This is a genomic window from Xanthomonas sacchari, from assembly GCF_040529065.1.
Classification (GTDB): Bacteria; Pseudomonadota; Gammaproteobacteria; order Xanthomonadales; family Xanthomonadaceae; genus Xanthomonas_A; species Xanthomonas_A sacchari.
Window position 1 is genome coordinate 249,295 of the sequence record NZ_CP132343.1, and the last position, 25,345, is coordinate 274,639.

Here is a 25,345-nt window from a genome sequence, read left to right on the forward strand (position 1 = left end):
CAACGCAGACGCACCGGTGCCGCGGGTCTGGAACCGCGAAACAGTCCCGCGCAGAGGCCACCGCACCCGACATCCCGGTCACATGTAACAAACGTCTAGTTAACAGCTTCACATGGGGTGCCGGTATTCTGACGCCCATGCGACCCATCCCCCGTTTCGCCACCTTCCTGTCCCTGCTCTCCCTGGCCGGCCTCGCCGAGGCCCGCGGCGTCATCGAAAAGGTGCAGATCCAGGGCCTGAACAAGGACGAGGACGCGGCGATGATCGAGAACATCCAGGTCTCGCTGTCGCTGTACGACGCCATCGGCAAGGACCAGGGCGAGTCGCGCCTGGAGTATCTGCTGAGCCAGGCCGAAAGCCAGACCCGGCAGGCGCTGGAGCCATTCGGCTACTTCACTCCCAAGATCACCGTCGAAGCGCCACGCCAGAACGACAAGCTGACCGTGGTGGTGCACGTGGACAAGGGCGAGCCGGTGCGGGTGCGCAACTTTCATGTGGGCATCACCGGCCCGGCCGAGGACGACCGCTACCTGGGCGAGGACCTGGAGAACTTCCGGCCGCGCCAGGGCGACGTCTTCGTCAGCAGCGTCTACGAGACCAGCAAGGTCACCATCACCCGGCGCTTGGCCGAGCGCGGCTACTTCGATGCCGACTTCACCCAGCGCAAAGTCGAGGTGACCCGCGCCGACCACGTCGCCGACATCGACCTGAGCTGGGACAGCGGCCGCCGCTACAACATGGGCCCCATCCGCTTCCACCAGGACTACTTCAACCAGAAGCTGTTCGATCCGCTGGTGTACTGGAAGGAAGGCAGCTACTACCACGAGGGCAAGCTCGACCGCCTGCGCGAGTCGCTGGTCAAGCTCGACTACTTCAGCGTGATCGACATCCAGCCCAAGCCGGAAGAAGCCGACGCCAACGGCGACGTGCCGGTGGACGTCAACCTCACCCGCGCCAAGCGCAGCATCTACACCGCCGGCCTCAGCTACGGCAGCGAGAGCGGCGCCGGTGTGCGCCTGGGCGTGGACCGCCGCTACGTCAACGCGCGCGGGCACAAGCTCAGCACGCAGCTGGACTATGCGCAGAAGCGCAAGAGTTTCATCACCAGCTATCGGATCCCGGCGTTCCGCTGGCTCGACGGCTGGTACACCACCTCGCTGCGCGTCTACGACGAGCAGACCGACTACATCGACCTACGCAACGTCAAGCTCACCGGCAGTCGCAGCGGCCAGATCAACGAGCACTGGACCGCCATCGCCTCGATCAACGCGCTGCGCGAACGCTGGCGCTACGCCACCGACGAGGTCTTCGACGGCGCGTTGTACCAGACCTCGACGCTGTTCTATCCGCAGATCGAAGCCGACTACGTCGGCGTCGACGACAAGGTGTTCCCGCGCAAGGGCTTCAGCGGCAACATCAGCCTGCGCGGCGGTGCCGAGGGTGTGGGCTCGGACGCCAGCTTCGTGCAGGCGCACATGCGGGTGAACTGGTTCCACGGCATCGGCGACAACGACCGCCTGATCCTGCGCGGCGAAGCCGGCAGCACCTGGACCGACGCGCTGGTGGCGATGCCGCCGAGCCTGCGTTTCTTCGCCGGCGGCGACAACAGCATCCGCGGCTATGCCTTCCGCGAGGTCGGCCCGCGCACGGCGCGGCCGGACCGCTTCGCGCTCGGCGCCAAGCACGTGCTCACCGGCAGCGCCGAGTACGAGCACTACTTCAAGGGCGGTCCGTGGGGCGGCGCGGTGTTCGTCGATAGCGGCAGCGCCTTCGACGACACGCCGGACTGGCATACCGGCGTCGGCTTCGGCCTGCGCTGGCGCTCGCCGGTCGGCCCGGTGCGGGTGGACATCGCCCATGGCTTGAACGATCCAGACTCGCAGTTCCAGCTCTATCTCAACATCGGAGCCAATCTGTGAGCGCGCCGCTGGAGCCGACGTCGCCCGGCGCGCCGCCGCCGCCGCGGCGCCCGCGTTTCTATCGGCGCAAGCGCTTCTGGTGGGGCTCGGCGCTGACCGTTGCCGGCCTGGTGCTGCTGGCGGCGATCGCGCTGTACTGGCTGCTGCAGACCGTGGCCGGGCGCGACGTACTGCTGGCGCAGGTGGTGGCACGGCTGCCGGCCGGCTCTACGCTCACCTGGGAGCGCGCCGAAGGGCCGCTGGCCGGTCCGTTGATCCTGCACAACCTGGACTTCCGCTACAACGAGATCCACTTCACCGCCGAGCGCGCCTACCTGGATCCGGACATCCGCCCGCTGCTCGGGCGCAAGCTGCAACTGGACGCGCTGGAGCTGACCAACGCCACGCTTAACCTGGCCAAGAGCGACGAACCGTTCGAACTGCCGCGCTGGCCGCAGTCGCTGCCGCAGATCGAAGTGCCGCTGGCGCTGCAGGCCGACCGCATCGCCATCGACGGCCTGCGCATCACCCAGGCGCAGCAGCCGATGATCGACATCCGCACGCTGCGCGGCGGCGTGGAAGTGGCCAATGGCGAGTTCCGCGCCACCCAGGTGGTGGTGAACAGCGACCGCGGCGATTTCCGTATCAATGGCGATTACCTGCCGGGCCAGGACTACAAGGCCGACCTCACCGCCAGCGCCGTGCTGCCGGCCGCACGCGGGCGCACCCCGGCGCGCCTGGGTCTGGTCGCGCGCGGCGACCTGGACAAGATGGAAGTGGCCATCGCCGGCAACGCGCCGGCGCCGCTGCGCGCCACGCTGGTGTTCACCGGCCGCACCGATCCGGTGTGGGAGTTCGCCGCCAGCAGCAAGGCGCTGGATCCGTCGCTGCTGGTGCCGCCGGCCGACGATGCGCCGGCGTCCGTGCCGCTGGCCTTCGACCTGCGCGCCAATGGCAAGGGCGGCAACGCCGACTTGCAGGGCGAACTGTCGCGCGACGGACAGAAGCTGGTACTCGATCCCTCGCACCTGAGCCTGGACAACCAGGTGCTCACCGTCGCGCCGCTGCAGCTGCGCGCCTTCGACGGGCAACTGCGCCTGCGCGGCACCGCCGATCTGCGCGATCCGGACAACGCGCAGCTGCGCTTTGCGGTCAACGCCAGCGGCATGAGCTTCGCCACCGCGCCGGATCCGTCCACCCCGGACGCGCCGGCGGTGCCGATCAAGCTGGTCGAGGCCAACCTGGGCGTGGCCGGCACCTTGAAGCAATGGGCCACCTACGGCGAGGCCACCGTCGCTCGCGGCAAGGACAGTGCCAACCTGCTGCTGGACGTGCGCGGCGACGATCGCCAGGCGCAGCTGAAGCAGGTGCGCGCGACCATGCCCAGCGGCACGCTCGACCTGGGCGGCAATGTGGCCTGGGTGCCGGAGTTGAACTGGGACGTGCAAGGCACGCTGGCCGGCTTCGACCCCGGCTACTTCGCACCGGGCTGGGACGGCAAGCTGTCCGGCACCTTCGCCTCGCAGGGCAAGCAGTTGCCGGCGCGGCCGGACGGCAGTGCCGCCGGCTACCAGGTCACGCTCGACATTCCGCGCTTGAACGGAAACCTGCGCAGCCGCGCGCTCGACGCCAACGCCAAGCTCGCCCTGCAGGGCAGCCAGGGCGAAGGCAAGCTGCAACTGAGCCTGGGCGACAGCCGCCTGCAGGCGCAGGGCAAGGTCGGCGACCAGCTCGACGTGGACGCGCAACTGCAGCCGCTGCAACTGGCCGACCTGCTGCCTGGCGGCGCCGGCAGCCTGCGCGGCAGCGTGCAGGTCAAGGGTCGCCGCGACGCGCCCGATCTCACCGCCGATCTCACCGGCAGCGGCCTGAAGTGGGACAGCTACAGCGCCGACAGCCTCAGCCTGCGCGGACGCCTGCCGTGGCGCGGCAACGGCGGTGAACTCGCCCTGCGCGGCAGCGCGATCAATGCCGGCGTGCTGCTGCAGACACTGAGCGTGGACGCGCGTGGCGCGGTCGAGAACTTGCAACTCGACGCCAATACCGAGAACGACATGGGCGCGCTGGCCTTGGCCGGGCAGGTGCGCCGCGATGGCGCGCGCTGGCAGGGCGCCTTGAACACGCTGCGCATCGCCCCGGCCAAGGGCGAGCCGTGGCAGCTGCGGAAGGCGGCCAATTTCAGTGTGGCCGGCAGCGCCTTCAGCCTGTCCGAGAGCTGCCTGGCGCCGGGCAGCGGCGGCGCCTTGTGCGTGTCCGCCGACTGGCCGAAGCAGGGCCTGACCCTGCGCGGCGACGCCCTGCCGCTCGCGCTGGTGCAGCCATGGCTGCCGCCCAGCAACGGCCGAAAGATGTACCTGCGCGGCGACCTGTCCATCGACGGCAGCTTCAAGCCGGCCGGCAACGCCTGGCAGGGTTCGCTGCGCCTGGCCTCGCGCGAAGGCGGCCTGCGCCTGGGCGATAACGCTCGCGGCGAACTTTTGCGCTACGACCAGTTCAGTTTCGTCACCGATTTCAGCGCCCAGCACATCCATTCCAAGCTCGGCATCGGCTTCCAGGGCGACGGCTTCGTCGACGCCACCGTCGATACCGGCTGGGATGCGTATGCACCGTTGAATGGCGAGATCTACATGAACATGGCGCGGCTGTACTGGCTGGAGCTGTTCTCGCCCGATCTGGTGCGGCCCAAGGGCCTGGTCGAAGGCCACGTCAGCCTGCGCGGCACCCGCTCGCAGCCGGCGATGGGCGGCGACGCCACGCTGAGCAACTTCACCGGCGAACTGCCGGCCCTGGGCCTGACCCTGAGCGAGGGCAAGGGCCGCTTCGACGCGCAGCCGGACGGCTCGGCGCGCATCGTCGCCTCGGTGAAGTCCGGCGAAGGCACGCTCAACGTCGATGGCGGGCTGTCCTGGTACGGCGACCGCACGCCGCTGCAGTTGAACATCCGCGGCACCAATGTGCTGGTGTCCAACACCGCCGAACTGCGCGCGGTGGCCAACCCCGACCTGCAGTTCGGCATCGCCAACAAGACCATGATGCTGAGCGGCCAAGTCACCGTGCCGTCGGCCGACATCGACCTGGAACGGCTGGACCGCGGCACCTCGCTGTCCGAGGACGTGGTGGTGCTGGACCCGGCCGACCCCGAGGCCACGCCGACCTCGCCGCTGGAGATGGACCTGCGGGTGACGTTGGGCGACCAGGTCAAGATGGCCGGCTTCGGCCTCAAGGGCGCGCTGACCGGCGCCATGCAGGTGCGCTCGCGGCCGGGCCGCGAAACCACCGCCACCGGCGGGCTGGACGTCAGTGGCAAGTACAAGGCGTACGGGCAGGACCTGACCATCACCCGCGGCCAGCTCACCTGGAGCAACAACATCGTCTCCGACCCGCGCATCAACATTCGCGCGCAGCGCCAGGTCGGCGACGTCACCGCCGGCATCGACGTCACCGGCCGTGCCACCGCCCCGCACGCGGACGTGTGGTCGGACCCGTCGATGTCGCAATCCGAGGCGATGTCCTACCTGGTGCTGGGCCGCAGCCTCAGCAACACCAGCAGCGCCGAGGCCGACCAGGTCACTGCCGCGGCCAGCGCGCTGTCGGCCGGCAGCGGCCTGCTCGCCTCGCAACTCGGCGCCAGGCTCGGCTTCGACGACGCCGGCGTCAGCCAGTCGCGCACCCTCGGCGGCTCGGTGGTGGGCTTCGGCAAGTATCTCTCGCCGAAACTTTACGTCAGCTACGGCGTGTCGCTGATCGGCAGCGGCTCGGTCCTGACGCTGAAATATCTGCTGGGCCGCGGCTTCGACGCCGAAGTGGAATCGAGCACGGTGGAGAACCGGGGGTCGGTGAATTGGCGGAAGGAGAAGTAGTGCGCCGTTTGAGCACGACGCATGCTGCAACCGCAAAATCTCCTTGACAGGCTCCGGTGCGTTCTATCACAGTTCCGCCGGGGATTCAGACTGCGGTAGAGGTGCAGCATTTCGGCAGCGCTACGCGCCGACATGCCTGCGCGCCGTGATCCCCAGGGCACGATACTGAAACCAGGGGGAAACATGGATTGTCGCGTCGGCACCGGCTTGCCTGTCACACAGCTGCGCAATCCGTCGCGATTGCCGCCCTAGCGGTCTCGTCCCATGCTGGCGCCCCGTTTCCGGGCGCCTGCGTTCCGCGCCACATCCAGATTCCGACCGTGTCCCTGTCGCGCATGCCAGATGCGCTGCAGCCTTCGCACCGGTTGCCGACTGCTTTCTTGAGACTTCTCTATGGATAGGTTCCAGACGTTCTTCCGCTTGCGTGCAGGCCTGGCGCTGTTGGCCCTCGGATATGCGGCGACCGCCGGTGCGGACGAATTGCGGTACGACCAGAAGTACGTCGAGCGCATCAAGCAATCGCAGGAAATCGGACGCTTGAGCGTCGATTCCTTCGGCGAGCAGGTCAGCCTGAAGAACGGCAGTGTGGTGTTCAACTGGACGGACATCGACATCCCCGGCAACAGCAAGCTGCCGGTTCGTCTGCAGCGTACGCATGTCGTCGAAGACGACGGTGCGGGACGCGGCGGAAAGCTCGACGGTTTCGGCGTCGGCGGTTCGTTCGATGTGCCGTACCTGATGGGTGTGTTCGGCGCGAACGGTTGGCAGGTGTCCGGCAATAGCCCGAATAGCCGCTGCAGTCAGCCCGCAGAACCACCGAGCTACACCATCCCCGCGCGGGACTATTGGTCGGGCAACAATCTGCACATCCCGGGTGCGGGCGATCGCCAGATGCTCCGGGATCCTTCGACGCAGTTGCCGGCACCGAACAACGGCGCAAGCTATCCCTGGATCACCAAGGATTTCTGGCGCTTCTCCTGCCTGGCGAGTACCAAGAACGGCTATCCGGGCGAAGGATTCGTGGCGCTGTCGCCGGAAGGCGACAAGTATTACTTCGACTGGGTGGTCAGCAAGACGCACCCATCCATCTCCAAGCGGATGGGTAACTACTCCGCAAGCGCGTCGATGTCGCGTCTGGCGGTGTTTTTCCTGGCCACACGGGTCGAGGATCGCTTCGGCAATTGGGTCACCTACACCTACAACGGCGATCAGTTGTCGCGTATCGACGCCAGCGATGGCCGCTACATTCGGGTGACCGGAACTTCTGGTGCCAACATCACTGCGGTCGAATCCAGCATCGGCAACTGGACCTATTCGTACGGCGACAAGTCGTTGACGGTGACGCAACCGGATAATGCCCAGTCGCGCTACGTGCAGAGCGGCGACATGATCATTACGCCGACGCCCGCCTTGCCGCTCTATGAAAATCCTCCACGCTGCCCGGCGCCGGAGATGTCGACCGGCAACTTTACCTACGCCGTCACGTTGCCGAGCAATGCCACGGCAACCTATGCGTTCTCGGTGCAGCGGCATTTCCGCCACAACATCCCCAAGCAGTGCAACAGCTTCATGGATGCGGCCGGTCCGAGTACCAGCTATCAGTATCTGACCATCCCCAACTTCTCGGACAACTTCACCCTGGTCAGCAAGTCGATCAGCGGCCCTGGCCTGCCGTCGATGCAGTGGTCGTACACCTACGGCATTGGCGAGGGGGCACTCGCCTTTGCGGAAACGTGCCAGCGGTCCAACCTGCCGTCGACCGCGTGCAGAAAGTCGGTGCAAACCGAGGTGCGCGGTCCCGAAAACGACTTCAAACGGTATACGTTCGGCGCCTGGTACAACTTGAACGAAGGACTGGACCTGGGGGTTGAGACCGGCTCTTACACCAGCAGTTCGTCCGGGGATACCGTGAACATCCTCAGCACCAGCGTGAACGACTACATCACCAGCGATGAGGTCGCCAATCAGCCGTTTCCGAACTTCGTCGGTTCTGGCCATGGATCGAACGAGGATGACGTGTCCATCGCAGGGCTCAGGCCGCTGAAGCGCACCACCATCAGCCAGGATGGCGATACCTTCCAGATGGCAGTGAATAGCTTCGATGTGTTCGCGCGCCCGACCAGCGTGACCCGCTCCAGCGCGTTCAATACCCGCACCGAGGCCACAGCGTATTACGACGACTACACCCGATGGGTGATCGGTCAAGTCGCGTCCGTCACCAAGACGGCGCCGGGCAGCAGCCAGGAGATGTCCGCCAACGCCTACGACGCTGCCACTGCGCTGCCGACGCGTTTCTCGCGATTCGGCAAGACCATTCAAACGGTCGCCTACAACGCCGATGGAACAGTGTCCAAGGTCACCGACGGCAATGGCAATGCCACCAGCCTCAGCGGCTGGAAGCGCGGCATGCCGCAGGGCATCACCTATGCGGACGGCACCAGCGACACGGCCGTCATCGACGACCGCGGCCTGATCAGCTCGGCGACCGATGAAAACGGCTATGCCACCAGCTACGGCTACGATGCCATGGGGCGATTGACCAGCATCGCCTATCCCAGCGGCGACACCGTCGCCTGGGCATCGACGGGGCTGGCCTTCGAACAGGTGAACGCAACCGAATTCGGTCTCCCTGCCGGGCACTGGCGGCACACCGTATCCACTGGCAACGCCAGGAAGGTCACCTACCTCGATGGCTTGTGGCGGCCGGTGTTGACCCAGGAGTACGACGCCGCGAACGTGGGCGCCACCCAGCGGTTCAGCCGGTTCACCTATGACCATCAGGGTCACACCTTGTTCGCCTCGTATCCCGGCACGTCCGATCAACTGACGACCGGTACCTGGACGCAGTACGACGCGCTCGGCCGGGCCACGGCGGTCTCCCAGGACTCCGAGCTGGGGGTGTTGACGACGAAGACCGAGTACCTGTCGGCGAGCCAGATGCGTGTGACCAACCCGCGGGGCAACCAGACCCTGTCGGGTTACCAGGTCTTCGACCGCCCGGGCTACGACGCGCCGGTCTGGTTCCAGCATCCGGAAGGCGCCACCACCGAGATCAACCGCGACATCTTCGGCAAGCCGCTGTCCATCCGCCGCCACGACGCCAACGGCACTGTGTCGGTCACCCGCAGCTACGTCTACGACACCTACCAGCAGCTGTGCAAGACGGTGGAACCGGAAACCGGTGCCACCGCCAACGGCTACGACGCTGCCGGCAATCTGGTGTGGAGTGCGGCGGGCCTGTCGCTGCCCAGCACTACATCGTGCGATGCGGATTCCGCCTTCGCCTCCGGCCGCCGGGTCGATCGCAGCTACGACGTGCGCAACCGGATCAAGGCGCTGAGCTTCCCGGACGGCAACGGCAACCAGGCCTGGAGCTATTGGCCGGATGGGGCGGTCAAGCAGATCACCACCACCAACAACGGTGTCGCCACCTACAACAGCTACGCCTACAACAAGCGTCGCCTGTTGATCGCGGAGAGCCAGGGCCAGGCCGATGGCGAGACCTGGGCGCTGGGCTACGCCTACGATGCCAATGGCAATCTGGCCGCGCACCGCTATCCGTCGGGGCAGACGGTGGACTACGCGCCCAATGCACTGGGCCAACCGACCCAGGCGGGCAGCTATGCCACCGGCGTAAGCTACTACCCGAATGGCGCGATCAAGCAGTTCACCTACGGCAACGGCATCGTCCACACGCTGACGCAAAACAAGCGCCAGTTGCCGGACACCAGCCAGGATGCCTACGGCGGCACGGCGTTCCTCAGCGATGGGTATGACTACGATGCCAATGGCAACGTAGCGGCCATCAGCGACGGCGCCACCGGGCGCGGTGGTCGTGGCGACCGGACCATGACCTATGACGGCCTGGACCGCTTGATCAGGGCCGAGTCGCCAATGTTCAGCGTCGCGACCTATAGCTACGACGTACTCGATAACCTGACCCACGTCGTCGCGCCGGGCCGCGATCACTATTACTGCTACGACGCCAATTGGCAGCTCACCAACGTCAAGACCGGCAGTTGCGGCGGCAGCACGGTGATCGGCATGAGCTACGACCCGCAGGGCAACCTCAGCAATAAGAACGGTCAGGCCTTCGTGTTCGATTACGGCAACCGCCTGCGCCAGGCCACCGGCAAGGAGACCTATCGCTACGACGGCAACGGCCGCCGCACGCTGGCGCTGCAGAGCGCCGGCAATATCGGCTCGCTGTACGATCAGTCAGGGGCACTGCGTTTCCAGAAGAACCAGCGCCAGTCCAAGTCCACCGACTACATCCTGTTGAGCGGCAGCCTCGTTGCCGAAGCCGACTGGCCGCTGGGCCAACTCGCTTCGGTCAAGGACTACGTCAACTGGAACCCGGTCTCCGGCGCGACCCGCTACGTGGTGGAAGAGAGCGTGGATGGCGTGACCTGGACCTCTGTGTACGACGGCAGCCAGGGCAACTGGACCTCGTTGGCCAGGCCGGCAGGGACCTATTCGTATCGCGTGACCGCGTGCACGGCGGACGGCAACTGCACCGCTGTTTCGAACGTGACGCATGACCAGCGGCCTGCGGTGGATATCGTGCCGTTGCTGTATCAGCTGCTTTTGAACGGTTGAAGGTTCCGGTGTCGCAGGAACGGCATCTGCAACTCAATCCTTAATTTCTTAGAGGCGGAAATTTTATGCGTTGGATCTTGATGTTGGGATGTGCGCTCTTTTCGATCGCTTATAGCGATTCGGCTAGTGCCTTGCAGATGATCACGGGCAAGGTGACGCAGATCGAGGCGACCTACATGCCTACCCAGATCCCCTTCCTCTTGAGCGAGGGAAACGCCACTTGCCCCGCCGGAAAGCCTGTTTATTGGGCAAAGGATCAGGAGAACAACAAGGCGATCTATGCGATGTTGATGTCGGCATTCGTCAGTGGGAAGCGTGTGACCTTAATCATGGACGACAACGATACGACCTGTACCGGAAAGTTCATCTACATGGTTGAGTGAGTTTGTACGCACGTAAGCCCAATACTCGGAAAGCGTCATCCAGTACAAAGGAGAGAAGTCGAATTATGAGAGCTACATGGAGCGTGCTGACAATTCTTGCTCTTTTGAGCTGGCAAGCATCGGCAAACGAATGGATGCAGAACGTCGAGGTCGTGCAACTGGGCAACTATCAAGCCAATGCGAGCCACTTCATCTGGCTATCCTCGATACCTGCGGAGTGCAAAGCTGCTGAACCAGGAAATCCTGTTCTACAATTTCAGGAGGATCAGCCAGGTGGGAAGGCATTACTTGCGACATTCATGACAGCGTTGATCAACAAACGAAAGATCGATGTGCAGACCAAGGACTGCGCCATCGTCGAGGTCTACTTAAAGTAAGCCTGCTCTGGCGAAGTCTGCATCGCAGATTTCGCCGGGTACGTTGCACATTAATGTTGCTAGGGGAAGCGTTGTCGATCCGACTTCCGAGAGGAAATTCGACTCTACATCGCGCATCTATGGTTCCAACTCGTAAGGACGAGTGATGTCAAATTTCCGGGGAGTCCATTGGGCAATGTACCTGATGGCCGCAATCGCCCTGTCATTGCCCGCCGCATTCGTTGCGTCTGCGCAGACGGTTCGCTATATCCACACGGATGGCCTGGGGTCTGTTGTTTTAGTGACCAACAGCGATCGAAATGCTGTCGAGCGTAGCGAGTATGAGCCTTATGGGAACCTATTGAATCGTCCTATAACGGATGGGCCTGGATATGTTGGGCATGTTGCGGACGCTGCTACCGGTTTAGACTATATGCAACAGCGTTACTACGATCCTTCTATTGGACGATTTCTGAGTATTGATCCAGTCACCGCTAGTAGCGTGAGCGGTAGTAACTTTAATCGATACTGGTATGCCAACAGTAATCCATACAGGTTTACTGATCCGGACGGGCGACTTTCTCGGGGTAGTGGTTGGACTGATAGACAATGGAAAGCCTTTGATCGCGCGCAGAAGCGCGCTGCTGGCAACCTGACTAAGGCGGCTAGTAAGCTAACAAAGGCCATTGCAGCCGGCGGAAAATCGCTTCAGAAAGCTGAGGGCGCCTTTGAGAAGAACTTCGGTGCAGGCACGGGTACACTTGAGAACATGACAAAGGTGGCTTCAGATATGGGAGCTATGGCCGACGCGCTAAGCAATACTGGCGAGGGGGCCATTCCGGCGAATGCCATGACAGGCACGGCGCTGGCTGCTGCATATCCGAGCGTCGGAGCAGACACGCTTGCAGGTGTACCAAAGTCTGGCTCGAAGCAAGTCCTTGTGAATATTAGTCATGCAAGTTTTGGGAATAATTTTATATTGTCGTGGGCCGCAGGCCACGAAACGGCACATGCTGTTCTCGGGTACGAAGACCAGAAGATAAATGGGATCTCCGCTTACAAGTTTGGCTCGCCTGAACAACGGCAGGTGTTCGATTCTTTACCTGGTGCTCAGCGACTGATAAATCCCGATCATCTCATGGATGAAGCTCAATGAGGCGTCTCATTGCTTTATCTTTTGTAGTTGCCCTTACAGCTACCGCTTGCGCCGCAACTGCTCCAATTCGATGGGCACCTAGAGATGAGTTCTCGCTCACCATAGTCGACAATATTGCTCAGAAGCGTTTTGACCTTGCGTTGACCTCGTCTGCGAGTCACCCTCTTTGTATGCCGCGTGAGGCATGGCCTACGGCGGAGGCGGTCCCGGCTGGGTTTGACGGAGCCATTCTTGTGACTCCAGGAGGCAAAAAGAACCTGTTGCCGACTGGTAGTGCTTATTGCCCGGGTGGGTGCGGCGAAATTCGTGTGAACTCAGGCAAGACGCTATTGGGAGCTTTACCTTATTCCGCTTTCGGCAATATAGTGGATATTGCGGCAGAACCCATGCGAACCCTAATAATTGAAGCGCATCCTTACTATTGCAGATCAGGTTAGTGTGTCACCAGGTGCGATTTGCTTGTTCAGAAAGAATAAAAGCAGCAGTAGATCAAGCATTTGGCTGTTTTATTGGCTAGCCGCAAGTGCGAGTGATGTCAAATTTTCATTGGAGTCATGCGACAATGCGTCTGATTGTGGTCGCCGCCGTTATATTGCTCGTTACGTTTGGCGCATCGGCGCAAACGGTCCATTACGTCCACACGGATGCGCTAGGTTCTGTTTCACTGATAACTGATAGAGATCGTAACATTTTCGAGCGTAGCGAGTATGAGCCCTACGGTGGCCTGCTGAATCGGCGCACTACCGATGGGCCGGGATATACAGGGCACGTTACTGACGCTGCGACCGGGTTAACTTACATGCAGCAGCGTTACTACGACACGCAGATAGGAAGATTTCTGTCGGGAGATCCAGCGACACCTTACAGTAACCCAGTTGGTGCTTTTAACCGGTACTGGTACGCCAATAACAATCCGTATAAATTTACTGATCCGGATGGTAGGGATGCTTTTCTTTTCACTGACAAAAATATACTTGTTGTACCTGTATACTTCACTGGATCAGCTGCCACGCCAGAAAATATTGCTGCTATCAAGAATAAATTTGATTCAGTCAAATCAAGTTTTGGAAACATGCGCCCAGTCCTTCAGGTTCTAAGTCGGCCAAACGGAGCGGGAACTAACACGATGGATCTATCGCCTGGCTATAATAAGGCCCTGTTTCCTAGCGCAGGCGAGGGGATCTACGGCGGTATTGGCGGCAACTTTGGGCATATTAATTCTTCATCGCCTGACTGGCATAATGCCGCGGTGCATGACATTTATCATTTCGCGGGCGCTCCCGAGGGATATCGTGATGTGGGAGGAAATTTTGATGATCGAAAGTATGAATATCTAAAAGGCTATAACCAAAGCAATATCATGGCCGATCGGCGAGGTGATACGTTAACCGCAAGAGATGTTGACGGTATTTCGGCTAATGAATCCACCTTCAAGATGAATCTTAGTGGGTTTAAGGGTGTTTTTCGAGTCGAGGGACTCAATGACTCTAAGCGTCTCGAGAAGGAGCTATCTAAATGAACATTACTCCCAATCGTAGAAAGTATCTTTCTGTCTTGGTGGTCGGACTGCTCCCAGGGGTTGCGTTAGCGTCTGTTGAAGCAGATAGATCATGTGAAGGAGATTTTTGTTGGTCAGTGACCAAACATCGTTCTGAGCATTTGAAGGACTACTACGTCTATGTTCAATCGCAAGCGATAAAGAATTTGGTGGTACGCTATCAAAGTGGCGCACAAATTAATGTTCTGATTCAAGATGGGTCTTCCAGAAATTGTGCAGATAGCTTTATTAAAGTAAAAATTTCAACCTCCAGTTTGGCAATGGGCGAGGGTTGTCTTGTTACTAAGCAAGGGGGTAAAGGAGTTATTTTCAAATATCAAGTATCAGCAGCTAACGTTCCACGATTTTTGCACGCGGTCGCCCCTGTCGTTTGGCTATCCGGGTACTCTCGGAGCGGGGATTTTCTGCCTGCAGCTAGCGCTCTCATCGCATTGGATGGAAAGTAAGGTTAGCCCTGCTTCGGTAACAGGGGCAGGTTATTCAATAGCAGGCATCTGTGTATAGGGTCGTAGGAAGCGAGCTGACCCTTGGCTCGTTTTTTTCAGGAGCATTCTGGATCTTTCCTAGTAAAGATCAAATCCATCGATGAATGGATCGGCGCCTTGGTTGCTGCCACCGCATCGGCCAGCTAAGGTCGCGGCTACGTTCTTTGCCTCGATTTCCACATGCCCTTTTCAAACTCCCTTGCCGCCTTTCTCACCCTAAGCCTAGCCCTCTCCACCACCGCCCACGCCGACGAAGGCATGTGGATACCGTCACAGATGCCGGAGTTGGCCAAGCCCCTGCGCGAGGCAGGATTTCAGGGCGATCTACAAACGCTGGCCGAGGTGACGCAGCCGCCGTTGAGTGCGGTGGTCAAGGTCGGGGGCGGGACCGGGGCGTTCGTGTCCGGGGAGGGATTGCTGCTGACCAATCACCACGTCGCCTACGGGGTAATCCAGTACAACACCTCGGCCAAGGAGAACCTGATCGAGAACGGGTTCATCGCGCGGGATCGCGCCGACGAGCGCACGGCCAATCCGGATTTCCGGGTGCTGGTGACGGTGGGCTTCGACAAGGTCACCGATCGGGTGCTGGGGCCGGCCAAGGGCAAGACCGGGCGGGCCTATTACGATGCGGTGGATGCGGCGAGCAAGCGCATCGTCGCCGACTGCGAGCGCGAGGCTGGAGTGCGCTGCAGCGTGGCCAACATGTATTACGGCACCGATTTCTACCGGATCCGCCAGTTGGAGCTGCGCGACGTGCGTTTGGTGTATGCGCCGCCACGGGCGATCGGCAACTACGGCGACGAGATCGACAATTTCATGTGGCCGCGGCACAGCGGCGATTTCACCTTGCTGCGCGCCTATGTGCGCAAGGACGGCAAGCCGGCGGACTACAGTGCCGACAACGTGCCCTACCAGCCACCGGCGCATCTGCAGATCGCCACCGATGGGCCGAAGGCCGGCGACTTCGCGATGCTGGCTGGCTACCCCGGCATCACCTACCGGCATCGCACGGCGGCCGAGTTCGCCGAGCAGGTGGAGGCGACGCTGCCGCAGCGGGTGGCGGTGCTGGACCAGTTGATCGGGGTGATCGAGGCGGCGGGCAAGGCCGATGCAGAGGCGCGCACGCGCTACGCGTCGCAGCTGCAGTCGCTGAAGAACAACCGCAAGCGCGCCGCCGGCGAATTGGAAGGGCTGCAGCGTAGCGATGCGGTGCGGCTGCGCGCGGAGGACGAGCGAGGCATGCTCGCGGCGACCCACGGCAGCGATGCGCGCGATATCGCGGCGTTGCAGAAGCTGCTCGGCCAGGCGTCGGCGTTGCGCGAGCGCGATCTGCTGTTGGGCTTGATCGCCACGCAGACCCAGGCGCTGCGCTCGGCACTGACGCTGGAGCGGCTGCGACTGGAGGCGGGTAAGCCGGACGACCGGCGCGAGAGCGGCTACCAGCAGCGCGACCTAACGCTGATCGAGGGCATGCTCAAGCAGGTGCAGCGCCGCTATTCGCCGACCGTGGAGAAGGCGCTGCTGACGACGTTGTTGACCCGCTACCAGCAATTGCCGGATGCCCAGCGGGTACCGGAGTTCGATGCGGCGTTCGGGCGGACCCCGGCGCAATTGCAGGCGGTGCTGGACAAGGCCTATGCCGGCACAGCGCTGGGCACCGAGGCCGAGCGGCTGTCGCGCTTCGTCGACGCGCGCGAGGGCAAGGCGCTTGCGGCCGATCCATTGCTGGCGCTGGCCGCCACGCTGGTGCCGGCGCAGCTGCGGCTGGACGACGAGCGCAAGGCGCGCGAGGGCGAGCAGTTGCGGCTGCGCCCGGCCTACATGCGTGCGCTGTTCGCCTGGCGCAAGCAGCAGGGTCGTGCGGTGTATCCGGATGCCAACAGCACGCTGCGGATCAGCTATGGCCGCGTCGAGCCGCTGGCGCCGCGCGACGCGGTCAGCTTCGCGCCGCTGACCACGGTGGCCGGCATCGTCGAAAAGAACACCGGCAAGGAGCCGTTCGATGCGCCCAAGCCGCTGCTGGCGGCGATCGCCAAGGGCGATTTCGGCAGCACGGTCGATCCGCAGTCGAAGACGCAGCCGGTAAACTTCCTGACCAACCTGGACACCACCGGCGGCAACTCCGGCTCGCCGGTGCTCAATGCACGCGGCGAGTTGATTGGGCTGAACTTCGACAGCAACTGGGAGGCGGTCAGCGCCAGTTGGTGGTACGACCCGCGCTACAAACGCGCCATCCATGTGGACATGCGCTATCTGCGCTGGTTGATGGCCAAGGTGTATCCGGCGCCGCAATTGCTGAAGGAGTTGAACGTTCCGCAGGAGTGATTGGGCGGTTTGGGATGCGTGTGTCGCTTGGCGTTGCCTCTAGTGGAATAGGCATGCACTGTGCCCTGTGCGCTCATGTGGCGGCGGCATCGTCCGCCATGGCTTCGGAAGCGTGAGCCCTCAGCGCTCACCTCGATGCAGTGTGCCGTCGGAGATCAGAAAGACGATCCCGATACAGGACACCGTCATGCGTCGGGACTGAAGTCCCTCCCACAATGAGCATCATGCGCTGCGGTCGGGAGACCGACGTCATGGGTGTGGGCCGCGCCGGCCGCGGCTCACTCCGCCACTGCGATACAGCGCTTAGACTGATCCGATGGAACCACTAGCCGCTACGCCACTGCCACGCGCGTTCTACGCGCGCGATGCGCGCGTGGTGGCGCCGGAGCTGTTGAACAAGCTGCTTGTCAGTGCCGATGGTCGTTGCGGGCGCATCGTCGAGGTGGAGGCCTACTGCGGTGCGGAGGATCCGGCGGCGCACTCGTTCCGCGGCATGACGCCGCGCACACGCGTAATGTTCGGCCCGCCTGGGCATCTGTACGTGTACTTCATCTACGGCATGCATTGGGCCCTCAATGCAGTATGCGGTGGCGCGCCGGGGCATGCGGTGCTGATCCGCGCCTTATCGCCTGTGGCCGGGATCGAGGCGATGCAGTCGGCACGCGGCGCGGTGCGCGCCGCCGATCTCACCCGTGGGCCGGGGCGCCTGGCCAAGGCGCTGGGTGTTACGGGCGCGGACAACGGGCTGGACCTGACCACGCTGCAGTCGCGCCTGTGGCTAGGGCAGGACGGGACGCCGCCGCCTCCTGCGCCGGTCGTCACCACGCGGATCGGTATCAGCAAGGCAATGGAGGCGCCGTGGCGCTGGCATGTGCCCGACGAGCCAAACGTGTCGCGCTTTGTGGTGGGTCGGGTGAAGCGCCGCGGGTAGCGTGGCGCTCGTAGGCATCGTCGCACTACACGCTGCAAGAGGGTCAGTGCCTTGCCAGCCGTTACGAGTGAAAGGCCGCAATGCGCTGGTGACGGAAGGCGCTTTGGCTCGGAGACGAACGCATTTGCTCAGGTTCCTTCGCTTCGTTCGTCGCGGCCGAAGCCGCTCCTACGACGGGCAAGCTGCGTCACCACCGCCACAAACGGGCGCATGGCTGAGGATATGCCGACAAGGCACACCCTAGGCGATTGCGGCGCTTGCATCCAGTTGCGCGATGGAATCGGCCACAACCGTGGCGAACGGTGCGTCCACGTCCACCGAGATCACGTCGGCCTCGTCCAGCGGCAGTTCGAGTGTATCGAGCTGGCTTTGCAGCAACGCCGGCGGCATGAAATGGCCATGGCGCGCGGCCAGGCGTTCGGCGATCACGTGCGCGGCCGCGTGCAGGAACACGAAACGCATCGGCACGCCGGTGTCGCGCAATTGTTGCCGATGCGCCTTGCGCAGCCCGGAGAAGGCCAGCACGACGCTATGCCCTGCATCGACGGACGCGCGCAGGCGTTGCGCCAGCGTCGCGACCCAGGGCGCGCGCTGCGCGTCGCTGAGCGGGATGCCATGCGCCATCTGCGCCTTGGCGGCGGCGCTGTGGAAGTCGTCGGCGTCCAGGAAGGTGAGTCCGTAGTATGCCGCCAGTGCCTGGGCGACGCTGGTCTTGCCGCTGCCGGACACGCCCATCACGACGATGGCTTCGGCGCGTGGCGGCGGGGATGAGGGGATGTGGGTCACGTGCTGCGGTCCCGTGGGGTCGCCCAGATGATGCCAGTGTGGGCGTTGTGTGGACGTCAGTGATTCTGTAACTGGGTCTTGCGCTGCTGTTGAGATGTGCGCCGTGGCAACTGGGTTCTGTGTGGACGATGGCGTCGGGGCTGAAGCCCCTCCCACAGGGACTCCAGCCGGCACTCCTGGTTCAGCACCCCGCGCTTGCAGGTTCCCGCGAGGCGTCTACATCGTCGCGTTCGCCGTCTCGACCAGATCGTCCCACTGCAGTCGCGTGCCGGAGGCATCGTCGCTGTGCTGCAAGGTGCGGCGAACGGCGCGACGCATCGCACGGCTGATCCAGTTGTGCAGGTCGCGGCCGGACTGGCCGTCGCTGCGATCGGCAATCCAGGACGCGGCGGCGGCGGCGTCGAGATCCAGCGGTTTGCCGCGCAGCAGGCGCGCGACGATGGCGGCCCGCGCCGCGTGGTCGGGCAGGGCGATGACGATCTGCCGGTCCAGCCGCGACAGCAGCGCCGGGTCGATCGCAGTGGCGTGGTTGCTGGCGGCCAGCAGGAACACCTGGCCCGCATGGCTGGAGACGCCGTCCAGCTCCTGCAGCAGTTGGCCGACGATCTCGCGGGTATACGCGTCGTCGCCGTCGCCGTCGGCACCGCGCGCCGGGGCGACGATGTCCAGTTCGTCGACAAACACGATGCACGGCGCCTGCGCCCGCGCGCGCTCGAACGCCGCCTGCACGCGCTGGCCGGACTGGCCGAGGTAGCCGGCCTTGAGGTCGGCGCTGCTCAGGGCGATGAAGGCCAGGCCCGACTGGCTGGCGAGGATGCGCGCGACCTGGGTCTTGCCGGTGCCCGGCGGGCCGACCATCAGGATCCCGCGCGGCACCGGCACGCCGAGCGTGGCCAGGGTCTCGGCGTTGCGCAGTTCCTTGCCCAGGCCGACGAATTCCTCGACCGTGGCGGCCGGCAGCACGATGTCGTCCCAGCCCAGCGTGGCGACGGCAGTGGAACCTTTGCCACGCAGCGCGCGCAGGTGCGCGAGCAGGGTGGCGTTGTCCAGCGTGCCGTCCACGCACTCGGCTGCAACGCGCGCGACCAGCGTGTGCAGGTCGCGACCGGAGAGGCCGGTGCTGTCGGCGATCACCTGCGCGTCCGGCGCCAGGGTGAAACCGGCCCGCTGCAGCTCGGCGCCGAGGATGCGGGCGCGCGCCGCGGCGTCGGGCAGGCCGATGGCGATGCTGGCGGTGAAGCGCGACAGGATCGCGTCGTCCAGCAGCGCCGGGCGGTTGGTCGCGCCGATCACCAGCACCTGGCCATTTGCCGCATGGAAGCCGTCCCATTCGGCCAGGAACGTCTGCACCAGTTCGGCGCCGAAGCTGTCGCTGTCGGCGCCGCCACGGCGCGCGAACACGCTTTCGCATTCGTCGATGAACAGGATCGCCGGTGCGTGCGCGCGGCAGCGCTGCCAGATCGCCTGCACCTTGGGGCCGGTGTGGCCGACGTGCGCGGCCTTCAGGTCGGCCACGCCCAGCGCCTCGAAATGGCAGCCGGCATGACGCGCAAGCTTGCGCGCGATCAGGGTTTTGCCGGTACCCGGCGGCCCGTGCAGGAGCATGCCTTTCGGCGCCGGCTGGCGCCCGGACACGAACAGGTCCACCAGTTTCAGGATCTGGTCGAGCGTGCTGTCGAGCAGCGCGACGTCGGCCCAGTGCCGTTGCACCGCATCCAGGCTCTGCAGCCGCTGCTGCAGCGCGCGTTGCTGGCCGCGCGCGACCTCCCAGGCCTGCACGTGGTCGTGCAGCGCGGCGATCGGCGCGCCATCGACGGCGGCGTCTTCGGCCAGTGCCAGTGCCAGCGATTGCAGCGACGGCGTAGCGTCGGCGGCCAGGTCGGCGTCGAGGAGGATCAGGGCCGCTGCGTGGGTGGCATCGGGCAGCACGACCAGCGCCTGCAGCCGCGGGTCCTCGCTGCCGTCGTGCAAGGCCAGCAGCCGCGCACCGGACAGATCGCCATGCGTGGCGGGAATGGACCAGCGCCCGTGCAGGGCGCGCTGCGGCCAGGGCGCGCGGGTCACCGGATAGGTCGACCCTGGATCATGCTGCGCGGCATCGGCCACCTGCACCAGCGCCAGCGGCAGGCGTGCGAACGCCTGCAGTGCGCGCCGTTCGGCATGGCTGTGGTGCCACGCCAGCAACTGCGCACCGGCGACGACCAGCAGGCCGTACGCCAGCAGCGAGGGCAGCAGGCTTTGCAGCAGCAGGCCGCCATCGCCGTGCAGGCCGACCTGGCGCCACCAGACGAGGAAGCTGCGCGTCTCGCCCAGCCAGTGTGCGCTGGTCCACGGCAGGACCAGCACCAGCATGCCGATCAAGGCCGCGCGCCAGCGCCAATCCGGCAGCAGCGGCCGCAGCAGCAACGCCGATCCCCAGGCGCGGCGGCGCTCGCGCCGTACCGCCGCCCGCGCCGCACTCTTGGCGTGCGCAGCGAAGCGGTGCCGGATTGCGGCCGCCGCCTGCTCCACGGCAGGCAGATGCCGCTCGATATCCGCATCGGCCTGCGCCTGGCGCGACTGCGCCTGCTGCACCTGCGCGAGCAGGCGCTGCGTCTGCTGTTGCAGCGACGGCGGGGGCGTCGGCACGGCGGCCGGGATGCCGGACATCAGCGGGAGCGGGCGCAGGTGGTCACCGCGCGCATCTTAGCCTGAGCGCCGGTGGGGCTGCGGTTGCTGTCTGCTGATGGATATTGCCCGCGTTGGACACGGCAGGCAGGCGCGTGAAGCGGTTGCTGCCGTGGGAGGAGGCATCTTGGAGAAAGCTAGGGCGCGAGGCGCAGGGCGGGTCTTTAGACCATCGCGGCTTCGTTCGTCGCGGCTGAAGCCGCTCCTACGCATGGATTGCAGCTCCATGATGGCAGCCCATGATGGCTGTTGCAGTTGCTTTGGTTGTTGCCTTTGCCTTATCGGGTTCCCTTCCGAAGTGGCGGCCAGCGCGGGGAAAAACCCGAAGGGCGGCGTACATGGATGTACGCCGTCCGCGGCAGGGGCAGGATGCCCCTTCCGCGGATCCCCGTGATGGACGCGGACCCGGAGCGCGCAGCGCGGAGGGCGCGAGGCAGGGTGTGCTTTCTTTTGGTTACTTTTCTTTGCACAAGCAAAGAAAAGTAACTCGCCGCAAGGCGAAAGCTTTGCCTTGTCGTGGCTGCAGCGCCAAAAGGGTCCTACAAATCAACAGCAAAAGCAGAAGCAGAAGCAGAGCCTGCGGCATGCCTGCGTCTGCCGCGGACATTGGATGCCGCACCGCAACCGAGCGGTGATTCTGCTTAACTGGGCTGCGTGCAAAGGGGGCGCAGGAAAAGAGGCGAGAAGCGCCGTGCTCGCCGTTGGGGGGTGTAGGCGCAGCCGCCTCACCTGCCTCGCGGCGCCCAGCCTGGTGCACGCGCAGCCCAAGCGAGACGCAGCGAGCCCCGAACTCCCGACCACGCCGAAACGCCGCGCACCCTCTAGACTGCACGCATCGTCATGGGGACTCACCTTTGGTTTCCAGTTGGATCCTGCTGCTGGTATCGGTCGGCTATGCGGCGCTGCTGTTCGCGGTGGCGTGGTGGGGCGACCGCCGTCCGCTGTACCCGGAGCGGCCGTGGCTGCGGCCGGCGGTGTACAGCCTGGCGCTGGCCGTGTACTGCTCGTCGTGGACGTTCTATGGCGCGGTCGGCAGCGCAGTGCGCAACGGCGCCGGCTACCTGCCGATCTACCTGGGCCCGCTGCTGATGCTGCTGTTCGGCTGGCGCATCGTCGAGCGCCTGGCGTTGATCGCGCGCAGCGAGAACACCGTGTCCATCGCCGACTTCATTTCCTCGCGCTACGGCCGCTCGCGGCGCCTGGCCGCGCTGGTGGCGGTGATCGCCCTGGTCGGCGTGGTGCCGTACCTGGCGCTGCAGTACAAGGCGGTGGCGATGAGCCTGCAGGTGCTCAGCGGCCAGTCCAGCACCGGTGCGCCGTTCTATGCCGATCCGGCGCTGTACGTGGCCCTGGGGATGGCGCTGTTCGCCACCTTGTTCGGCACCCGCCAGGTCGATGCCACCGAGCACCACCACGGCATGATGCTGGCGATCGCGCTGGAGTCGGTAGTCAAGCTGCTGGCGATGGTGGCGGTGGGCGTGTTCGCCTACGTGTGGCTGTCCGCGCGCGACGGCGGCCAGGTGCTGGCGTCGACGCGCACGCTGTTCCAGAACACCCCGCCGGTGGGCTTCATCTCGCAGACCCTGCTCAGCTTCCTGGCGCTGGTGTGCCTGCCGCGGCAGTTCCACGTGGCGGTGGTGGAGTGCAGCGACGTCGGCGACATCCGCAAGGCGCGTTGGCTGTTCGGCCTGTACCTGGTGCTGATCTCGGCGATGGTGGTGCCGATCGCCGCCGCCGGCATCGCGCTGTTCGGCGGCGGCGACGTGGCCGACGACAGCATCGTGCTGGCATTGCCGCTGGCCGAAAGCCGCACCGCACTGGCGCTGGTCGCCTATGTGGGCGGGTTCTCCGCCGCCACCGGCATGGTCATCGTCTCCAGCATCGCGCTGGCGACGATGATCAGCAACGACCTGGTGATGCCGGTGCTGCTGCGCCGCCGCGGGCACCAGGCCGCCGGCGCCGACGTGGCCTCGAAGGTGCTGTGGATCCGCCGCCTGGCGATCCTGCTGCTGGCGCTGATCGCCTACGGCTATTACCGCAGCAGCAGCAACGACACCACGCTGGCGTCGTACGGCCTGATGGCCTTCGCCGCGGTGGCGCAGTTCGCGCCGGGCGTGATCGGCGGGCTGTACTGGCGCGGCGCCAGCCGCAAGGGTGTGGAGACCGGCATGGTGCTGGGCTTCGCCACCTGGATCTACACGCTGCTGCTGCCGGCACTGACCCAGGCCGGCTGGCTGGCGCCGGCGTGGCTGCTGGATGGGCCGTTCGGCATCTCCTGGCTGCGCCCGCAGCAGTTGTTCGGCATGAGCGGCTGGGACCCGCTGGCGCACGGCACGTTCTGGTCGCTGCTGGTCAACGTCGGCACGATGATGTTTGTGTCGGCGCGCTGGCGACCGGGCCTGGACGAGCGCCTGCGCGCGGCGCCGTTCCTGGAGCCGTACTCGCAGCGCCCGGCGGTGGCCGGCGACTGGCTCGGGCAGGTGCGCGTGGTGGATCTGCAGGCGCTGGCCGAGCGCATGGTCGGCGAGCGTCATGCCCGCCGTGCCTTCGCCGAACAGGCGCAATTGCTTGGCCGCGAGCCGCAGCCCACCGCGGTGGCCGACCGGGTCTGGGTGCAGTTCACCGAACGCCTGCTCGCCGCCTCGATCGGCGCGGCCTCTGCGCGCCTGGTGCTGACCAGCCTGCTGCGCGGCTCGGGCATGGACTTGGGCGAGGTGGTGGCAGTGCTCGACGAGGCCGGGCAGGAGCTGCGCTTCAACCGCGAGATCCTGTCCACCACGCTGGAGAACATCAGTGCCGGGGTCAGCGTGGTCGATCCGGCGATGCGCCTGACCGCGTGGAACCGCCGCTACCAGCAGATGTTCGGCTATCCCGACGGCATGCTCTACGTCGGCCGCCCGGTCGCCGACCTGATCCGCTACAACGCCGAGCGCGGCGAACTCGGCGGTGGCCAGGTGGAAGATCAGATCGCCCGCCGCATCGCGCACATGCGTGCCGGCACCCCGCACGTTTTCGAGCGCACCCGCAGCGACGGCAAGGTGATCGAGATGCGCGGCCAGCCGCTGCCCGGCGGCGGCTACGTCACCAGCTACAACGACATCACCGACTACAAGCGCGCCGAGCAGGCCCTGCTCGAGGCCAACGAGACCCTGGAACAGCGCGTGGCCGAGCGCTCGCGCGAGGCCGAGCTGGCGCAGCAGTCCAAGACCCGCTTCCTGGCCGCGATCAGCCACGACGTGCTGCAGCCGCTCAACGCCGCGCGGCTGTTCGCCTCGGCCTTGCGCGATGCGCACCAGAACGAGGAGCAGCGGCATCTGGCCGAGCGCGTGGACGCCTCGCTGCGCGCCGCCGAGGAGCTGCTCGACGGCCTGCTCGATGTGTCGCGGCTGGACGCCGGCGGCCTGCGCCCGACCATCGAGGACATCGACGCCGGCCTGCTGCTGCGCGAACTGGCCGCGCAGTACAGTCCGATCGCCGCCGGCCGTGGCCTGCGCCTGCACGTGCACGCGCGGCCGCTGTGGGTGCGCAGCGATCGCCGGCTGCTGCGCCGCGTTCTGCAGAACTTCCTCGCCAACGCGCTGCGCTATACCCGCCAGGGCCGCATCGTGCTCGGCATGCGCCGCCGCGGTGCGGCGCTGGAACTGCAGGTCTGGGACACCGGCCCCGGCATCCCGCCGCATCACATGCAGCAGATCTTCGACGAGTTCCAGCGCTACCAGCAGCCGTTCGACTGGGGCGAGCAGGGGCTGGGCCTGGGCTTGTCGATCTGCCAGCGCATCTCGCGCCTGCTCGGCCACGACCTGGATGCGCGCAGCCGCGTCGGCCACGGCAGCATGTTCTCCATCACCCTGCCGCGGGCGGCGCCGCCGGCACAGGCGCAGCAACGCGCGCCGCGCGCGGCGGCGGCGGCCGACTCGCTGGCCGGGCTGCGCGTGCTGTGCGTGGACAACGACCAGGAAATCCTCGACGGCATGCGCGCGCTGCTCGGCCGCTGGCAGGTGGAGGTGATCTGCGCCAGCACCGTCGATGCGGCGCTGGCGCAGGCCGCGTGCGCACCGCACGTGATGCTGGTCGACTACCACCTGCACGACCGGCTCGACGGCCTGGAGACCCTGGATGCGCTGCGTGCGGCGATGCCCGGGCCGGTGGCCGGCGCGTTGCTCACCGCCGACGGTCGCGACGAACTGAAGCTGCAGGCGCGCGAGCGCGGCTACCGGCTGCTGACCAAGCCGGTCAAGCCGGCCTCGCTGCGCGCCTTCCTCACCGCGTACCACGATCCGATCTAGCGGCGTCGCCCGTCGTTGTAACGGGAATGTATGTGCCGTGTGGCACTCGGCG

13 protein-coding genes are annotated in these 25,345 nt (G+C 65.0%); 11 read left to right on the forward strand and 2 right to left on the reverse strand.

Annotated features, from left to right (window positions below):
* Positions 1-137: 137 nt before the first annotated feature.
* From RAB71_RS01075 to RAB71_RS01120, 10 genes are all read left to right on the forward strand, one after another.
* Positions 138-1,919: an autotransporter assembly complex family protein gene (locus RAB71_RS01075; protein ID WP_010340300.1), complete on the forward strand. Its 1,782-nt coding sequence runs from the start codon at positions 138-140 to the stop codon at positions 1,917-1,919.
* Positions 1,916-5,758: a translocation/assembly module TamB domain-containing protein gene (locus tag RAB71_RS01080; RefSeq protein ID WP_010340299.1), complete on the forward strand. Its 3,843-nt coding sequence runs from the start codon at positions 1,916-1,918 to the stop codon at positions 5,756-5,758. Before RAB71_RS01075 ends, RAB71_RS01080 begins: the two co-directional genes overlap by 4 nt.
* A 393-nt stretch (positions 5,759-6,151) precedes the next feature.
* The gene (locus RAB71_RS01085; protein ID WP_052470974.1) at positions 6,152-10,357 is read left to right on the forward strand and encodes an RHS repeat domain-containing protein; all 4,206 of its coding nucleotides are present in this window, start codon (positions 6,152-6,154) and stop codon (positions 10,355-10,357) included.
* Positions 10,358-10,422: 65 nt separating this feature from the next.
* Complete coding sequence (locus RAB71_RS01090; protein ID WP_010341641.1) at positions 10,423-10,740, forward strand: hypothetical protein; 318 nt, start codon at positions 10,423-10,425, stop codon at positions 10,738-10,740.
* Positions 10,741-10,805: 65 nt separating this feature from the next.
* Positions 10,806-11,117: a hypothetical protein gene (locus tag RAB71_RS01095; protein WP_156148507.1), complete on the forward strand. Its 312-nt coding sequence runs from the start codon at positions 10,806-10,808 to the stop codon at positions 11,115-11,117.
* 175 nt (positions 11,118-11,292) lie between these two features.
* Positions 11,293-12,252, forward strand: coding sequence for an RHS repeat-associated core domain-containing protein (locus RAB71_RS01100; RefSeq protein WP_234006509.1), 960 nt, complete (start codon positions 11,293-11,295; stop codon positions 12,250-12,252).
* A 562-nt stretch (positions 12,253-12,814) separates the two neighbouring features.
* Complete coding sequence (locus tag RAB71_RS01105; protein WP_234006510.1) at positions 12,815-13,771, forward strand: RHS repeat-associated core domain-containing protein; 957 nt, start codon at positions 12,815-12,817, stop codon at positions 13,769-13,771.
* On the forward strand, positions 13,768-14,256 hold the full coding sequence (locus RAB71_RS01110; protein WP_138985727.1) for a hypothetical protein: 489 nt from the start codon (positions 13,768-13,770) through the stop codon (positions 14,254-14,256). Before RAB71_RS01105 ends, RAB71_RS01110 begins: the two co-directional genes overlap by 4 nt.
* Positions 14,257-14,475: 219 nt before the next feature.
* Positions 14,476-16,623, forward strand: coding sequence for a S46 family peptidase (locus RAB71_RS01115; RefSeq protein ID WP_029561908.1), 2,148 nt, complete (start codon positions 14,476-14,478; stop codon positions 16,621-16,623).
* Positions 16,624-16,939: 316 nt separating this feature from the next.
* Positions 16,940-17,554, forward strand: a complete 615-nt coding sequence (locus RAB71_RS01120) for a DNA-3-methyladenine glycosylase (RefSeq protein ID WP_010341645.1) — start codon at positions 16,940-16,942, stop codon at positions 17,552-17,554.
* 240 nt (positions 17,555-17,794) lie between these two features.
* On the opposite strand, the gene RAB71_RS01125 is transcribed toward RAB71_RS01120, so the two are convergent.
* A complete protein-coding gene (locus tag RAB71_RS01125; protein ID WP_010341646.1) occupies positions 17,795-18,289 on the reverse strand; it encodes a gluconokinase in 495 nt (164 codons plus the stop codon).
* A 267-nt stretch (positions 18,290-18,556) separates the two neighbouring features.
* Positions 18,557-20,989, reverse strand: a complete 2,433-nt coding sequence (locus RAB71_RS01130) for an AAA family ATPase (RefSeq protein WP_010341647.1) — start codon at positions 20,987-20,989, stop codon at positions 18,557-18,559.
* Between the two features lie 872 nt (positions 20,990-21,861).
* Between RAB71_RS01130 and RAB71_RS01135 the strand changes: the two genes are divergently transcribed.
* The gene (locus tag RAB71_RS01135; RefSeq protein WP_010342769.1) at positions 21,862-25,293 is read left to right on the forward strand and encodes a NahK/ErcS family hybrid sensor histidine kinase/response regulator; all 3,432 of its coding nucleotides are present in this window, start codon (positions 21,862-21,864) and stop codon (positions 25,291-25,293) included.
* The last annotated feature ends 52 nt before the right edge of the window (positions 25,294-25,345 follow it).

Coding starts and splice junctions, on each gene's coding strand:
- RAB71_RS01100 (WP_234006509.1), top strand. CDS start 11,293: ATGTACCTGATGGCCGCAATCGCCCTGTCATTGCCCGCCGCATTCGTT.
- RAB71_RS01095 (WP_156148507.1), top strand. CDS start 10,806: ATGAGAGCTACATGGAGCGTGCTGACAATTCTTGCTCTTTTGAGCTGG.
- RAB71_RS01115 (WP_029561908.1), top strand. CDS start 14,476: ATGCCCTTTTCAAACTCCCTTGCCGCCTTTCTCACCCTAAGCCTAGCC.
- RAB71_RS01090 (WP_010341641.1), top strand. CDS start 10,423: ATGCGTTGGATCTTGATGTTGGGATGTGCGCTCTTTTCGATCGCTTAT.
- RAB71_RS01120 (WP_010341645.1), top strand. CDS start 16,940: ATGGAACCACTAGCCGCTACGCCACTGCCACGCGCGTTCTACGCGCGC.
- RAB71_RS01075 (WP_010340300.1), top strand. CDS start 138: ATGCGACCCATCCCCCGTTTCGCCACCTTCCTGTCCCTGCTCTCCCTG.
- RAB71_RS01130 (WP_010341647.1), bottom strand. CDS start 20,989: ATGTCCGGCATCCCGGCCGCCGTGCCGACGCCCCCGCCGTCGCTGCAA.
- RAB71_RS01110 (WP_138985727.1), top strand. CDS start 13,768: ATGAACATTACTCCCAATCGTAGAAAGTATCTTTCTGTCTTGGTGGTC.
- RAB71_RS01125 (WP_010341646.1), bottom strand. CDS start 18,289: ATGGGCGTGTCCGGCAGCGGCAAGACCAGCGTCGCCCAGGCACTGGCG.
- RAB71_RS01105 (WP_234006510.1), top strand. CDS start 12,815: ATGCGTCTGATTGTGGTCGCCGCCGTTATATTGCTCGTTACGTTTGGC.
- RAB71_RS01085 (WP_052470974.1), top strand. CDS start 6,152: ATGGATAGGTTCCAGACGTTCTTCCGCTTGCGTGCAGGCCTGGCGCTG.